A 16,057-nucleotide genomic window follows, 5' to 3' on the forward strand; every position below is an offset into this window, starting at 1 on the left:
GACGGCATGACACCCCACACCCCGCTGCGCTCGGCGCTCCTGGCGTGCACGGCCCTCAGCCTGGTCATGGTCCTGCCGGCGCCGCACGCCCTGGCCCTTCCCCAGGGAGGCCGGATCACGGCCGGGGACGGTGCGATCATCACCGACAGCCCCGACCGCATCACGGTCGTGCAGAATTCCGACCGGCTGGTCATCGACTGGCAAAGCTTCAACATCGCCGCCGGCGAACAGGTGGTCTTCGTCCAGGCCGACCAGATCATGCAGGTGCTGAACCGTGTTCTGGGCACTGAGGCGAGCACGATCCTCGGGCGGGTCTCCGCGGCCGGCACAATCATCATCACCAACCCCAACGGCATCCTGTTCGGCGCCGGCGCCGAGGTGAACGTCGGCGCGCTGATCGCCACCACCAGCGGCATCGCCGACACCGCGTTCCTGGCCGGCGACCTGACCTTCGACAGCCCCAGCGACAGCGCGACGGCATCGGTCGTCAACCGCGGCACCATCACGGCCGCCGAAGCCGGGCTGGTCGGGCTGGTCGCCCCGGGCGTGGAGAACTCCGGCATCATCCAGGCCCGCCTCGGCACCGTCCAGCTTGCGGCGGGCAACCGGTTCACCGTCGACCTCCACGGCGACAAGCTGATCCGCCTCGCCGTCGGCGACGCGGTCGCCCGACGGGTCACGGCCGCCGACGGCAGGCCGCTGGAGGCGTTGACCGCCAACCACGGGCGGATCGAGGCGGATGGCGGGCGTGTGCTCCTGACGGCCAGCGCCGCCCGCGACATCGTGCGCAACGTCATCAACATGGACGGTGTGGTCCAGGCCCGCACGGTGGCGGCGGTCGACGGCGAGATCGTGCTGGACGGCGGAGCCACGGGGGCCGTCGCCGTCGCCGGAACCCTCGACGCCTCCGGCACCGGCGCCGCCGAATCGGGGGGAGCCATCACCGTGCTGGGAGACGACATCGCCATCCTGGACGGCGCGAAGCTGCTGGCCACCGGGGGACAGGGTGGCGGGCGCATCGCCGCCGGCGGCTGGGACAGCGCCACGGCGACGCTGGCGGACGGGGCCGTCATGGATGCCTCCGCCACCCATGCCGGCAAGGGCGGGCGCGCCACCCTGGTGGCCAGGACGACGGTGGCCCGCGGCACGATCGCGGCACAGGGTGGTGCGTCGGGAGGGGATGGCGGCTTCGTCGAAACGTCCGGCCACAGCCTCGACGTCGCCGGGGCCAGGGTGAGCGCCGCCGCACCCGCGGGCCGCGGCGGGGACTGGGTGCTCGACCCCTACGACCTGACGGTCGACGACGCCGCCGCCACGGCCATCGCCGCGACGCTGGATGGCGGCACGGGCGTCACCCTGCAGGCCACCGCCGCCGGAACCGGCGGCCCGGGAACGCCGGATCCGGCCGGCAATGGCGACATCTTCATCACCGCGCCGATCGCCTGGGGAGCGGACAGCACCCTGACGCTGGACGCCCACCGTTCGATCGTCGTCGACGCCCCCATCACCGCGACGGGGTCCGGCGCCGGCCTGGCCCTGACCTTCGGGGCCGGTGGGACTTTCTACGCCAACGCGGCGGTGTCCCTGCCGACCACCGCCGCGCTCAGCATCAACGCCCAGGCCTTCACACTGATCGACGACCTCGCCGACATCTCCAGCCTGTCCGGCCGCTACGCGCTGGTCACCGACATCACGCTGAGCGGCACCCGCACGCCGATGGGCACGCTGACCGGCACCCTGGAGGGGCTGGGCCACGACATGTCCAACCTGACCATCAGCGCGCCGGCCGGCTTCTATCAGGGCCTGTTCGAAGAGATCGGCGGATCCGGTACGGTGCGCAACCTGAACTTGCGGAACGTGAACGTGACGGGGAGCGTCGGCGCCGGCTCGCTGGCCGGGTACAACAGCGGGACGATCATCAACAGCTCGGCCCAGGGTGCCGTCACGGGAACCGGCGACTCCTCGAGCGTCGGCGGGCTGGTCGGCGGGAACGCCGGCACGATCGCCGACAGTTGGACCGACGTGACCACCCGGGGCGACGGCTCCATGGTCGGCGGCCTGGCCGGCACCAACAGCGGCACCATCCTGCGCAGCGTCTCCCACGGCCTGACGGTCGGCAACACCTATGTCGGCGGGCTGGCCGGCGACAACTTCTTCGGCACCATCCAGGACAGCCGCGCCGACGGCGAGGTGCGCGGCGAATTCTACACCGGAGGGCTGGCCGGCGAGAATCGCGGCACGATCTCGGCCAGCACGGCGTCGGCAACGGTGACCGGCATCGGCACCGCCTACGCCACCGGCGGCGTGGCCGGTGAGAACACGGGGACGATCATCGCCAGCAGCGCCACCGGTGCGGTGACGGGCCGGACCCACACCGGCGGCCTCAGCGGCTTGAACTCGTCCACGATCACGACCAGCCGGGCCTCCGGCACCGTGTCCGGTTCCAGCAGCAGCGGCGGCCTCGTCGGCTGGAACCTCTTCGGCACGGTGACGAGCAGCTACGCGACCGGCACCGTCACCGGCACATCCGGCAACACCGGCGGCCTGGTCGGCCACAACGACAACGGCACCGTCCGCGACAGCTACGCCACGGGTGCCGTGACCGGCCCCACCAACGTCGCCGGGCTGGTGGGCAACCTGGAGGGCGGAACGGTCGACCAGTCCTATTGGGACACGGCGACCACCGGCCAGGCCCAGGCCTGCGGCACGGCGGGCACCTGCGGGGCGACCGGGGTGGGCGGCTCGGCCGTCTACGCCCAGGCCAGCTACGGGGACCTCGATTTCGGCGCGGACTGGTACATGGTCGACGGCGCCACCCGGCCCTTCCTGCGGGCGGAGCGGTCGACCACCATCGTCACCGCCAACCAGCTCCAGCTCGTCAGCCTGGACCCGACGGCGCGTTACACCCTGGGCGTGGACATCATCGTGCCCGACGCCGGCGGCGCCGGCATGTGGAACGCCGACACCGGCTTCGTCCCGCTGGGCAGCTTCTCCGGCACCTTCGACGGCAAGGGCCACATCATCGACGGCCTGGTGGTCAGGGCCGTGGGCACCGACGGCGTCGGGCTGTTCAGCGCCATCGGGGCCGGCGGCGTGGTGCGCAACCTCGGCCTGATCGGCGGCGGAGCGACGGGTGCCACCGGCGTCGGCATGCTGGCCGGCGTGAACGCGGGCACGGTGGCGACCGTCTTCGCCACCGGCGCGGTGTCGGGCGCCGCCGCGGCGGGCGGGTTGGTGGGCGCCAACGAGGGGACGGTGACCAACAGCTACGCCACCGGCGCCGTCAACGGCGGTGCCTCCGGGGCGACGGTGGGCGGCCTGGTGGGCACCAACGGCGCCGCCGGCACGGTGGAGAAGAGCTACTGGGACACCGCCTCGACCGGCCAGGACAGCGGCGCCGGGCAGGACGACGGCCATTTCGCGGCGAACGGCCTGTCCACGGCGGAGGCCATGGACCCGGACAGCTACGGTGATTTCGACCGCTTCGCCACGACCTGGTACATGGTGGACGGCAAGACGCGGCCGTTCCTGCGCGGCGCGTACTCCACCATCATCACCAACCCCTACCAGCTCCAGCTTGCCGGCATGGACACCTCGGTGGACCACCGGCTCGGCGCCAACGTCACGATGCCGGCCCTGACGGCCTCGGGGATGTGGAACGCCGACACCGGCTTCGCCCCCCTCGGCACGCTGACCGCCACGTTCGACGGGCGGGGCCACACCATCACCGGCCTCACCATCACCGACGCCGGCGCCGACGCCCAGGGGCTGTTCACACAGATCGGCGCCACCGGCGTGGTCCGCGACCTCGGGCTTGCCGAGGCCAGCGTGCACGGCCGCACCGACGCCGGCGCGCTGGCGGGGCGGAACGCCGGCCGGATCGTGAACGTCTTCGCCACCGGCTCCGTGAGCGCCACGACCGCGGGCGGCGGGCTGGTCGGCACCAACACCGCCGGCGGCCAGGTGGACACCAGCTTCGCCACCGCGACGGTGTCGGGCGGCGATTCCCTGGGCGGGCTGGTCGGCGTCAACGACGGCGGCGTCACCAGGAGCTACGCCACCGGCGCGGTCTCCGGCGGCGAGGCGGTGGGCGGCCTCGTCGGCACCGGCACCGGCGGCAGCCTGACCGACGTCTACGCCCGCGGCGCGGTGTCGGGCACCGGCGCCGTGGGCGGTCTGGTCGGCCGCAGCGGCGCCGGGTCCACGGTCACCTCCGCCTACGCCACCGGCCACGTCACCGGCGGCGATGGCGCCACCACCGGCGGGCTGGCCGGCGACCACCAGGGCGCGCTGGGCAACGCCTATTGGGACACGGAGTCCACCGGCCAGGCCGCGGGTTGTGGCGGCGACGCCCAGTGCGGCGGCGGGGCCACGGGTCTCACCACGGCCGTTGCCATGGCGCAAGGCGACAACGTCCACGAGGCCGGCTTCCCCCTCTTCGACTTCGACGCCGGCTGGTACCAGCAGGCCGGCCTCTACCCGATTCTCTACGCCTCGCCCTTCGTGGTGACGGTCACCATCCCGCCGGGCGGCCTCACCATGACCTATGGCGACGCCGTGCCCGTCTGCGTGCCGGAAATCGCCGGGGGCGTGTGGGCGAGCGACGCCCTGCGCGACAGCGACATCGTGATGAACGACCCGGGAACGCCGGACGCCGGTGCTTTCGAGTACGTCGCCAGCGGCACCGCCATCACCAGCGCCGCCGGGCAGGACTACGTCTTCGCGTGCAAGGACTGCACCCTGGTCGTCGACAGGCGGGCGTTGACGGTCGACGGCCCGCTGACCGTGGCGGACCGCGTCTACGACGGCACCACCGCGGCGACGGTGTCCGGGCTCGGCAACCTGGTGACCGGCGACGACGTCCGGGTGCAGGGCGCCTTCGAGGATGCCAACGTCGGCGTGGCCAAGACCGTCGACCTGTCCAGCCTGGTGCTGGCCGGCACCAAGGCGGGCAACTACACCCTGCCGGCGACCGCGGGCACCACCACGGCCAGCGTCTCACCGCTGACCGTTGACCTCAGCGCCGCCGGCACCGCCACCAAGACCTACGACGGCACGACCGGCGTCGCCCTCACCGGCGTGGCCAACCTGGTCGACGGCGACGAGGTCGCGGTGCAAGGCGATTTTCTCGACGCCAGTGCCGGAGCAGGCAAGGACCTCGACCTGACCAGCCTCGCGCTGTCGGGCGCCCAGGCCGGGAACTACGACCTGCCCGCCGCGCCGGCCGCCATCACAGGCACCATCGACCGGCGCCCGCTCGACCTCGGCGGGGTTGCCGTCACCACCCGGACCTACGACGGCACGACCGGGGCCGATGTCACCGGCCTCGGCAACCTCATCGGCGCCGACGACGTCACCGCCCGAGGCCAGTACGCCGACGCCGACGCCGGCGTGGGCAAGACGGTGGACCTCGCCGGGCTCGTGCTCTCCGGGGCCCAGGCCGGCAACTACACCCTGCCCGCCACCCCCGGCACCGTCACCGGGACCATCACCCCGCGCCCCCTGTCCATCGGCGGCGCCCTGGCCGCCGCCGACAAGGTCTACGACGGCACCACCGCCACGACGGTGTCCGGCCTGGACGGCATCCTGCCCGGCGACGACGCGCTGGTGGAGGGCCGGTTCGCCGACGCCGGCGTGGGTGCGGACAAGACCATCGACCTTTCCACCCTGTCCCTGTCCGGCACCAGGGCCGGCAACTACGCCCTGCCCGCCACCCCCGGCAGCACCACCGCCAGCATCACGCCGCGCACCCTCGACCTCGCCGGTGCCGGCGTCGCCACCCGGACCTACGACGGAACGGCCGACGCCGCCATCACCGGCCTCGGCAACGTCGTCGGCGGCGACGACGTCACCGCCCGCGGCAGCTTCGCCGACGCCAATGCAGGCACGGGCAAGTCGGTCGATCTCGCGGGACTCGTTCTGTCCGGCGACCAGTCCGGGAACTACCAGCTCCCGGCCGCAGCGGGGTCCGTGGCCGGCACCATCGACCCGCGCCCCCTCGACCTGGGCGGTGCCAGCGCCGTGACGAGGGTCTATGACGGGACGACCGACGCCACCCTGGCCGGTCTTGCCAATGTCGTCGGCGCCGATGACGTCGTGGTGCAGGGGCACTACGTCGACGCCGACGCCGGCACGGGCAAGGAGCTCGACCTGGCCAGCCTCGCCCTGTCGGGGGCGCAGGCCGGCAACTACGCGCTGCCCGGCGCGCCGGCCGTCATCACCGGCACCGTCGGCCGGCGCCCCCTGGACTTGGCCGGCGTCGCCGTCACCACCAGGACCTATGACGGCACCACGGACGCGGCGATCACCGGGCTCGGCAACGTCGTCGGCGTGGACGATGTCACGGCCCGGGGCCGCTACGCCGATGCCGACGCCGGCGTGGGCAAGACGGTGGACCTCGCCAGCCTCGTGCTGTCCGGCACCCAGGCCGGCAACTACACCCTGCCCGCCAGCGCCGGCACCGCGACCGGCACCATCGACCCGCTCACCTTGACCGTTGGCGGCGCCGTGACCGCCGTGGACAAGGTCTATGACGGGACGGTTGTGGCGGCGGTGACCGGGATCGCCGGCATCCTCCCCGGCGACGACGCGGTCGTGGTGGGACGGTTCGCCGATGGCAACGTCGGCGTCGGCAAGGTGGTGGACCTGTCCGGGCTGTCCCTGTCCGGCACCAAGGCCGGCAACTACGTCCTGCCGGCGACCGCCGGAAGCTCCACCGCCACCATAACGCCGCGCACCCTCGACCTGTCCGGTGCCGTGGCGTCCACCCGGACCTATGACGGGACCACCGGCACCGCCATCACCGGGATCGCCAACATCGTCGGCGCCGACGACGTCCTGCTTCAGGGACGCTACGCCGATGCCGACGCCGGCACGGGCAAGACGGTCGACCCGGCCAGCCTCGTGCTGACGGGCGCCACCGCGTCCAATTACCAGCTTCCCGCATCACCGGGGGACCTCACCGGCACCATCGAGCAACGCGCGGTCGACCTCGGCGGCATCACCGTCGTCACAAGGACCTACGACGGCACCGCCGACGCGACCATCACCGGACTCGGCAACCTCGTCGGGGCGGACGAGGTTGCCGCCCTCGGCCGCTTCGGCGACGCCAACGCCGGGACGGACAAGCCGGTCGACCTTGCCGGCCTCACCCTGTCGGGCGCCCAGGCGGCGAATTACCGGCTTCCCGCCACGCCGGGCGTCGCCACCGGAACGATCGTGCCGCGGCCGCTCGATCTCAGCAGCGCCGTGGTCGCCACCAGGATCTACGACGGCACCACCGATGCGACGGTCACCGGGTTCGGCAACATCGTCGGCAGCGACGACGTCGCCGCCCTCGGCCGCTTCACCGACGCCGACGCGGGTGTCGACAAACCCGTCGACCTCTCCGGGATCACCCTGACCGGCGCCCACGCCGGCAACTACAGCGTGCCGGCCGCCGCCGGCAGCGTGACCGGCACCATCGATCGCCGCACCCTCGACCTCTCCCGCGTCTCGGTCGCGTCGCGGGCCTACGACGGCACGACCGTGGCGCCCCTCGCCGGGCTGGGCAACGTCGTCGCCGGCGACGACGTCACGGCTGTGGGGCGCTACGCCGATGCCAACGCCGGCCAGGGCAAGGCTGTCGATCTCTCCGGACTGGCCCTGTCGGGCGCCGGGGCGGGCAACTACCGTCTGCCGGGCGCGGCCGGACTCGTCACCGGAGACGTCAGCAGGGCGCCTTTGACGGTCACCGCGAACGACGCCACGATCCTGGCCGGCGCCCCGTTGCCCACCGGCACACTGAGCTATTCCGGCTGGGTCGACGGTGAGGGCATCGGCAATCTGACCATCGTTCCCATGGTCTCGGTGGCCGTGGGCGGGCCGTTCGCGCCGGGCACCTATGCGCTCACCCCCGGCGGCGGGGAGGCGCTCAACTACGCCTTCGTCTACGTGCCCGGGTCCCTGGTGGTGCTTGCCCAGCCGGCGGTCAGCGTCGAACGGACCCAGGACCTGCCGCCGGTGAGCGCGGGCGTGTCGCCGGTGGAACTGGTCGGCCGGTCCGGGTGGGGCGTGACCCCGGACACCCTTCCGCTGTCCGGCACGCTGCCCCTCAGCGTCGCGCCTGCCATTCTGGAGCGGCTGCCCAACCTGGAAGCCCTGCTGGCACAGGCGGGCGACGACGACTGACCGGCCCCGCCCATTGGCCGCGTCCCCTTGCAGCGGCCGCGGCCGCATCATGGCTGCGCGTTGCCGTGGCGCCGGAGCTGCGCTATGGTGGTGAGGCTGTGCGCGACTGGGCGATGCTGCGGCGGATCGCCTGTTCGTTGACATTTGGATCAATTTTTAGCAAACTCGCGGGACGATTGCGGCCGGGTGACGATCCGGGCAACTCGGCTAAGGAGTGGGCGGCCATGGGCGTATCCATCCCCAACGCGTCGGATTGGAAGTTCTTCCGGCTCTCCGGCGCCACCAGCGAGCTGGGGCGCGGCGGGCTGTCGACCGACTACCGCCAGTTCTCCGTGTCGAAGCCCGGCGAGTTCAACTTCAAGCTCAACAACTCCTACACCAGCGTCCAGATCGTCAACAGCCGCAACGAGGTGATCGTCGACGCGAAGTCCGCCGAGGACATCGCGACCGCCAGCGCCAAGCTGGAGGCCGGCACCTACACCGCGGTCGTCCAGCAGCAGATGCGCGGCGTGAACGGGCGCAAATACGAGCTGGAGGTGTCGCAGCGGTCCACGGCGATGGTGCTGGCGTCGGGGGCGACCCTGACGGGGACGGCGCGCGACGTCGTCGGCAGCGACCCCGGGGTGCAGAAGCACAGTCTGAACGTCGTCCAGGGCGGCGACTTCAACATCGACTTCACCCTGCCCTACAGCCGCTGGGCCATCATGGGCAAGGACGGCAAGGTGGTCGCGGCGGGCGACACCATGAAGCCCGGCGAAGACAACGACTTCCTGAAGAAGACGACGCACAAGCTGGAGCCCGGCCAGTACGAGGTGATCCTGGTCCCGCCGAAGGACACCGGCGGACAGGAGATCCCCTTCCGCATGACCTTCGTGCCGAAATCGGCGGACGTGGAGACGCCGGCGGCCGAGGAGCGGCCCATGGACCGCATCCTGCGCGAGCGCGAGGCGCGCCTGCAGCAGTGGGCCGCCGAGGAGGCCAACGGCACCACCGGCAGCGGCCAGCCCTACAAGATGACGTTCGCGCTGGCGTGAGGGTCGGGCCCGCCCCCAGTGGGTGGGCCGCGAAACCGTAGGCACGCCCAGCGACCTGCGCTATGCTCCGCGCCATGGATTTCACGGACACCCAACTCCACCGGTACGCGCGCCACATCATCCTGCCCGAGGTCGGCGGCACCGGGCAGGCGACGCTGCTGCGGTCGCGAGTCCTGGTGGTGGGCGCGGGCGGGCTGGGCTCGCCGCTGCTGCTGTACCTCGCCGCCGCCGGCGTCGGCACCATCGGCGTGATCGACGACGATGTCGTCGACCTGTCGAACCTGCAGCGCCAGGTCATCCACGACGCCGCATCGCTGGGCCGGCCCAAGGTGGAGAGCGCCGCCGCGCGCATCGCCGCCCTCACCCCCGACGTGCGGGTGGAGGCCCACCAGGCGCGGCTGACGCGCGACAACGCGCTGGATCTGATCGGGCGCTACGACCTGGTGGCCGACGGGTCGGACAACTTCGCGACCCGCTTCCTGCTCAACGACGCCTGCTATTTCGCCGGGCGGCCGCTGGTGTCGGCGGCCATGCTGCGGTTCGACGGCCAGGTCTCGACGTTCAAGGCGCATCTCGGCGGTGCGCACCCCTGCTACCGCTGCGTGTTCCGCGAGCCGCCGCCGCCGGGCATGGTGCCGTCCTGTTCGGAAGGCGGCGTGCTGGGGGCTCTGGCCGGGCTGGTGGGCAGCCTGCAGGCGACCGAGGTGCTGAAGGAGCTGCTGGGCATCGGCGAGAGCCTGTCGGGCAGCCTCCTGATGGTGGACGCCCTCAACGCCGGCTATCACCGCATCGCCGTGAAACCCGATCCGGAGTGCCCGCTGTGCGGCCGGCACCCCACCATCACCGACCTGTCCATCCACTGACGCCGCCCCGCGGAGGCCTGGGATGCAAGGACCCGACAGCCTGTCGATCGTGGTGTTTTCCGGCGGTTTCGACCGGGTGCACTACGCGCTGGTGATGGCCAGCGCCGCCGCCGCCACCAACCGCCGGGTGACCCTGTTCTTCACCGGGCGGGCCCTCCGGGCCCTTGTGCACGAGCACGAGCCCGGCGTTCTCGGCTGGCACGATCTCGACGCCGCCGACGACGGCAGCCGCCCGCTGGAGCGCGACCGCTACTTCGCCAAGCAGGGGCTCGCCACCTTCGAGGAGTTGCTGGACGCCTGCGTCGCGCTGGGGGTGTCGGTGATGGCCTGCGAAATGGGGCTCAAGGCGCTGGGCCTGCCGGCCGACCGCGCCCGCCTGCGCGAGGACGTCCCGGTCCAGCGCGGCGGGGTGGTGACCTTCCTGAACGAGGTCACCCCCGGCGGCGCCACCCTGTTCGTCTGAGGGAGGCCGACCATGCCGGATGCCGCCGACGTCGCCGTGCTCCACGCCGCCAACCGGTTCGAGGCGGTGGCCGCGGCCGCCATGGATCACCCCGCCGACCAGCCCGGCCTCGCCCGGCTGGTCGCCGAGACCCGCGCCCGGGGGCCGGCGTTCGCCGGCGCCGTGGCGCACGCCCTCACCATCATGATCGGCTGGATCGCCGAGGACGACGCCGCCCGCTTCGCGACGAAGATCGCCGTGCTGCGCGACGCGGTGTCACGGCTGGCGTGACGCCCCGGCAGGGTCCAGCGGCAAACCCGGCAGGGTCCAGCGGCAAACGGGCGGTCCGAAGACGGAGGCGGTGTCCCCGGCGGCACCGGCGCGCCGAGCGGCGCTCAGGTCGACTTCATGTCGAGGGCGTAGCCGGCGGAGCGGACGGTGCGGATGAGGTCCGCTTCGGTCTCTTCGTTCAGGGCCTTGCGCAGGCGGCGGATGTGGACGTCGACGGTGCGCGGCTCGACGTAGACGTCGTGGCCCCACACCACGTCGAGAAGCTGCTCACGCGAGAAGACGCGGCCGGGGTGCTGCATGAAGTGGCGCAGCAGCCGGAACTCGGTCGGGCCGAGGTGGACGTCGCGGTTGTTGCGGCGCACCCGGTGGGCCGCCAGATCCATCATGACGTCGCCGAAGCGCAAGGTCTCCTCGGCCAGACCCGGCGCGGCGCGGCGCAGCACGGCGCGCATGCGGGCCACCAGTTCGGTCGGGGAGAACGGCTTGGCGATGTAGTCGTCGGCACCTGAGTTGAGGCCGCGCACCCGATCCGCCTCCTCGCCGCGCGCCGTCAGCATGATGATCGGGATGTCCCGGGTCTTGGGGTTGCGGCGCATCTGCCGGCACACTTCGAGCCCCGACATCAGCGGCAGCATCCAGTCCAGCAGCACGATGTGCGGCGTCTGTTCGTTGGCCAGCAGCAGGGCTTCTTCCCCATCGGCGGCGGAGATCGCGCGAAAGCCTTCCTTTTCCAGGTTGTACTTCAGCAGAGTGACGATGTCGGCTTCGTCCTCGACGACGAGGACCAGCGGCTTCAACGCCGAGTTCATGACTCCCCCACTGTGTCGGCGCCCGTCCAGCGCCCGCGTCTGCTCAAGCATCGTCCGCCTCTTCCGGCGTCACGACCGCGAAACTGCTCGCGTCGTTCTTGGGCCGTTCCATCATCAGGGCCTCCCCCACCACCAGGAAGTGGATGGTTTCCGCCACGTTGGTGGCGTGGTCGCCGATCCGCTCCAGGTTCTTCGCCATGAACAGCAGATGCGCGCACGGCGTGATGTTGCGCGGATCCTCCATCATGTAGGTGAGAACCTCACGGAACAGGCTGGTGTAGAGGTCGTCCAGCTCCTCGTCGCGCTGCCAGGCGGCGATCGCCTTCTCCACGTCGCGCTCGATGTAGGCGTCGAGCACGTCCTTCATGATCTCCTCGACCAACCGCCCCATGCGCGGGATGGCCGCCGCCGGGCGCACCACCGGAACCTGGGCCAGCGCCAGGGAGCGCTTGGCGATGTTGGCCGCGTAGTCGCCGATGCGCTCCAGATCCGCGGCGATCTTCAGCGCCGAGACGATCTCCCGCAGGTCCTGCGCCATCGGCTGGCGCAACGCCAGCAGGCGGATCGCCTCGCCGTCGATGTCGCGCTCGTACTCGTCGAGGCGCAGGTCCGTCTGCATCACCTGGGCCGCCAGCCCGACGTCGCGCCGGGACACGGCCTTCACCGCGGCGCCGACCTGCGCCTCGGCAACCCCGCCCATCTGGGTCACCAGATTTGACAGGCGTTGCAGCTCCTGGGCGAAGGAGCGGACGATGTGCTCGTTGGTCATGGCATTTCCCCCCAACGGCCGCCGGGCGGCGGCCGTGCCCGCCGCCTTGTCTGCCGGCGGCCGTGTCTTCCGCCCCCGTCCCGGCGGCCCGCCGGCCGCGCTCAGCCGTAGCGGCCGGTGATGTAGCCCTGGGTGCGCTCGTCGCGCGGGTTGGTGAAGATCTCCTCGGTGTCGTCGCACTCCACCATGTCGCCCAGGTGGAAGAACGCCGTCTTCTGCGAGACGCGCGCCGCCTGCTGCATGTTGTGGGTGACGATGACGATCGTGTAGTTCTCGCGGAGCTCGTCGATCAGCTCCTCGATGTGCGCCGTGGCGATCGGGTCGAGGGCCGAGCAGGGCTCGTCCATCAGGATCACCTCGGGGCTGACGGCGATCGCGCGGGCGATGCACAGGCGCTGCTGCTGGCCGCCGGACAGGCCGGTGCCCGGCTCCTTCAGGCGGTCCTTCACCTCGTTCCACAGGCCGGCGCGCTGCAGCGACGTCTGCACCACCTCGTCCATCTCGTCGCGGTGGGTGGCCAGGCCGTGGATCTTCGGGCCGTAGGAGATGTTGTCGTAGATCGACTTGGGGAACGGATTCGGCTTCTGGAACACCATGCCGACCCGGGCGCGCAGCTGCACCGCGTCGACCTTCTTGCCGTAGACGTCCTCCCCGTCGATCGCGATCAGCCCTTCGACCCGGCAGTTGTCGATGGTGTCGTTCATCCGGTTGAGGCAGCGCAGGAAGGTGGATTTGCCGCAGCCCGACGGACCGATCAGCGCCAGCACCCGGTGTTCCAGGATCTCGATGTTGATCCCTTTGAGCGCCTGCTTCGCCCCGTAATAGACCTTGACGTCGCGGGCCACCATCTTGGTGCCCGCCGGAGCGGCGTTCGCCGCCATCTTGGCCGGGCTCGCCTGGACGTTCGTCTGGATGTTCATGATTACCACCGCCTCTCGAAGCGTTTGCGCAGGACGATCGCCACGGCGTTCATGGCGATGAGGAAGCCGAGAAGGACCATGATCGCCGCCGACGTGCGTTCGACGAAGGCCCGTTCCGGGCTGTCGGCCCACATGAAGATCTGGACGGGCAGGACCGTCGCGCTGTCGGTGAAGCCGCCGGGGATGTCGACGATGAAGGCGACCATGCCGATCATCAGCAGCGGCGCGGTCTCACCGAGCGCCTGGGCCATGCCGATGATGGTGCCGGTCAGCACCCCCGGCATCGCCAGCGGCAGCACATGGTGCAGCACCGTCTGCAGGCGCGACGCGCCGACGCCGAGGGCGGCCTCGCGGATCGACGGCGGCACCGCCTTCAGCGCGGCGCGCCCGGCGATGATGATGGTCGGCAGGGTCATCAGCGCCAGCACCACGCCGCCGACCACCGGGGCCGAGCGCGGCATGCCGAAGAAGTTGAGGAACACCGCCAGGCCCAACAGACCGAAGACGATGGACGGCACCGCGGCGAGGTTGTTGATGTTGACCTCGATGATGTCGGTCCACCGGTTCTTCGGCGCGAACTCCTCCAGGTAGATCGCCGCGGCGACGCCGATCGGCACCGACAGGCCGAGCGTGACCGCCAGCGTCAGCAGCGAGCCGACCATGGCGCCCCAGATGCCCGCCTGTTCCGGCTCGCGGGAGTCGCCGGCGGTGAACAGCGTGGTGTTGAAGTTGCGCTCCACCGCGCCCTGCGCCGCCAGGCGGTCGAGGGCGGTGATCTGCAGGTCGCTGACGCGCCGCTGGGACTCCGGCACGTCGCGGGGGATGAAGCCCTTGACGAACTGGTCCACGTCGTCCGACGCGTTCAGCCACACCGTCTGCGTCGTCCCGATCAGGTCGGGGTTCTCCAGCAGCATGTTGGTCAGCGTGTACGGGGCGCCCGACGACATCACGTCGGACAGGGCGCGACGCTCCGAGCGGCCGGTGATCTCCGGGAACTGGGCCGACAGGGCGTCGCGGACCAGCTTCATGGTGTTCGCGCGGCCGATCACGGCGGGGTCGCGGGTGCCCTCGGGGTCGATCTCCGCCGGGTCGAAGCTGATCTCCAGACGGACCTGGGTCTGCCAGAAGGCGCTGTACCCCTTGGAGACGATGGAGCCGAGCAGCACCACCAGCATGATCGCCGCCATGGCGACCGCCGCCACGCCGTAAACCTTGAACCGCTGCTCCGCAGCGTAACGGGCGCGCAACCGAGCGGCGAACGCATCGCTCTGGTAGTACGACGTGCTCCGGGTGACGCTCATCGGCCCGGTGCCCTGCTCCACCATGTCAGTCATACTTCTCCCGGTATTTCTGGACCACCCGCAGGGCGATCATATTGAGGCACAAGGTGACGATGAACAGGACCAGGCCGAGCCCGAAGGCCGACAGCGTCTTCGGGCTGTCGAACTCCTGATCGCCGACCAGGAGCGTGGCGATCTGGGTGGTCACGGTGGTCACCGCTTCCAGCGGGTTGGCGGTGAGGTTCGCGCCCAGGCCGGCGGCCATGGTCACGATCATCGTCTCGCCGATGGCGCGGCTGACGGCCAGCATCACCGCGGCGACGATGCCGGGCAGGGCCGCCGGCAGGATCACCTGGCGGATGGTTTCGGACTTGGTGGCGCCCAGCCCGTAGGAGCCGTCGCGCAGCGACTGCGGCACCGAGTTGATGACGTCGTCCGACAGCGAGCTGACGAAGGGGATGATCATCACGCCCATGACGAAGCCGGCGGCCAGCGCCGATTCCGACGAGGTGTCGAGGCCCAGCGACTGGCCCAGGCCGCGCACCAGCGGGGCCATGGTCAAGGCCGCGAAGAAGCCGTAGACCACGGTGGGAATGCCGGCCAGCACCTCGAGCACCGGCTTCAGCACCCCGCGCACCTGCGGCGCGGCGTATTCGGACATGTAGATCGCCGCCAGCAGGCCGACGGGCACCGCCACCACCATGGCGATCACGGTGATCAGCATGGTGCCGGCGAACAGAGGCACGGCGCCGAACGATCCGGAGGATCCGACCTGGTCGGCGCGGATGGCCGTCTGCGGGCTCCACTGCAGGCCGAACAGGAAGTCCAGGATGGGGTAGGCGGCGAAGAAGCGCATCGCCTCGAACACCAGCGAGAGAACGATGCCCAGCGTCGTCAGGATGGCGACCAGCGAGCAAGCCACCAGGAAGATGTTGATCACCCGCTCCACATGGTTGCGGGCGCGCAGGTCGGGGCGGATGTGCTGGCGGGCGTAGGCCAGGCCGGCCACGGCCAGGGCCGCCCCCATCGCGAGCAGCATCCAGTCGGCCAGCGAATGCAGGAAATTGAAATGCTCCGCAGCGGCGAGCACCGCCGGATCGGGCTCGCGCCCGGTGGTGATGCCGGCGGCCAGATTGAGGATGTCCGCCTTGACGAGGTTGAGGGCCTGCTCGCTGCCGTCGGTCAGCCCGGTGGGCAGGGCGCCGACCACCAGCTGCAGGACGACCCAGTTCTCCGCTGCGCTCCACACCAGGAACAGCAGCAGGGCGGGCAGCCCGGCCCAGAGGGCAAGATACGCCCCATAGTAGGCGGGCACGGAATGGAGGGCGGCGATCCGCCCGCCCACGGAGCTCACCGCCGAGGCGCGCCCCATGTAATAGCCGGCCACGGACAGGCCGGCCAGCACCAGGAGAAGAACGGTGATCTGCATGCAAACCCGCCTGTCGCCGGCTTCAAAAATGGTCTAACGAACGATATAGCT

At 71.2% G+C, this 16,057-nt stretch carries 10 protein-coding genes; 5 read left to right on the plus strand and 5 right to left on the minus strand.

Going from position 1 to position 16,057, the window contains the following annotated elements; all coding sequences use genetic code 11:
- Nucleotides 1-6: 6 nt before the first annotated feature.
- The 5 genes from AC6H2I_RS01270 to AC6H2I_RS01290 all read left to right on the plus strand — a co-directional run bounded on the left by AC6H2I_RS01270 (nucleotide 7) and on the right by AC6H2I_RS01290 (nucleotide 10,799).
- A complete protein-coding gene (locus AC6H2I_RS01270; protein ID WP_497498702.1) occupies nucleotides 7-8,169 on the plus strand; it encodes a YDG domain-containing protein in 8,163 nt (2,720 codons plus the stop codon).
- Between the two features lie 224 nt (nucleotides 8,170-8,393).
- The gene (locus AC6H2I_RS01275; protein ID WP_497498703.1) at nucleotides 8,394-9,203 is read left to right on the plus strand and encodes a hypothetical protein; all 810 of its coding nucleotides are present in this window, start codon (nucleotides 8,394-8,396) and stop codon (nucleotides 9,201-9,203) included.
- A 74-nt stretch (nucleotides 9,204-9,277) separates the two neighbouring features.
- Entirely contained in the window at nucleotides 9,278-10,066 is a 789-nt protein-coding gene (locus AC6H2I_RS01280; RefSeq protein ID WP_497498705.1) for a HesA/MoeB/ThiF family protein, read from the plus strand.
- A gap of 22 nt (nucleotides 10,067-10,088) precedes the next feature.
- Nucleotides 10,089-10,529, plus strand: a complete 441-nt coding sequence (locus AC6H2I_RS01285) for a DsrE family protein (RefSeq protein ID WP_497498706.1) — start codon at nucleotides 10,089-10,091, stop codon at nucleotides 10,527-10,529.
- A gap of 12 nt (nucleotides 10,530-10,541) precedes the next feature.
- A complete protein-coding gene (locus AC6H2I_RS01290; protein WP_497498708.1) occupies nucleotides 10,542-10,799 on the plus strand; it encodes a hypothetical protein in 258 nt (85 codons plus the stop codon).
- A 104-nt stretch (nucleotides 10,800-10,903) separates the two neighbouring features.
- Here AC6H2I_RS01290 and phoB read toward each other — a convergent pair whose 3' ends face one another.
- The 5 genes from phoB to pstC all read right to left on the minus strand — a co-directional run bounded on the left by phoB (nucleotide 10,904) and on the right by pstC (nucleotide 16,006).
- Nucleotides 10,904-11,608 carry a phosphate regulon transcriptional regulator PhoB gene (phoB, locus tag AC6H2I_RS01295; RefSeq protein WP_497499003.1) on the minus strand — a complete coding sequence of 235 codons (705 nt, stop codon included), beginning with the start codon at nucleotides 11,606-11,608 and terminating at the stop codon, nucleotides 10,904-10,906.
- Nucleotides 11,609-11,651: 43 nt separating this feature from the next.
- Complete coding sequence (gene phoU, locus AC6H2I_RS01300) at nucleotides 11,652-12,377, minus strand: phosphate signaling complex protein PhoU (RefSeq protein ID WP_497498709.1); 726 nt, start codon at nucleotides 12,375-12,377, stop codon at nucleotides 11,652-11,654.
- A gap of 101 nt (nucleotides 12,378-12,478) precedes the next feature.
- Nucleotides 12,479-13,258 carry a phosphate ABC transporter ATP-binding protein PstB gene (pstB, locus tag AC6H2I_RS01305; RefSeq protein ID WP_497499004.1) on the minus strand — a complete coding sequence of 260 codons (780 nt, stop codon included), beginning with the start codon at nucleotides 13,256-13,258 and terminating at the stop codon, nucleotides 12,479-12,481.
- A 41-nt stretch (nucleotides 13,259-13,299) separates the two neighbouring features.
- Entirely contained in the window at nucleotides 13,300-14,631 is a 1,332-nt protein-coding gene (gene pstA, locus AC6H2I_RS01310) for a phosphate ABC transporter permease PstA (protein ID WP_497498711.1), read from the minus strand.
- Nucleotides 14,624-16,006, minus strand: coding sequence for a phosphate ABC transporter permease subunit PstC (pstC, locus tag AC6H2I_RS01315; protein ID WP_497498712.1), 1,383 nt, complete (start codon nucleotides 16,004-16,006; stop codon nucleotides 14,624-14,626). Before pstC ends, pstA begins: the two co-directional genes overlap by 8 nt.
- Between the last annotated feature and the right edge of the window lie 51 nt (nucleotides 16,007-16,057).

The sequence above is a fragment of the Azospirillum sp. NS33 genome (genome assembly GCF_059703765.1).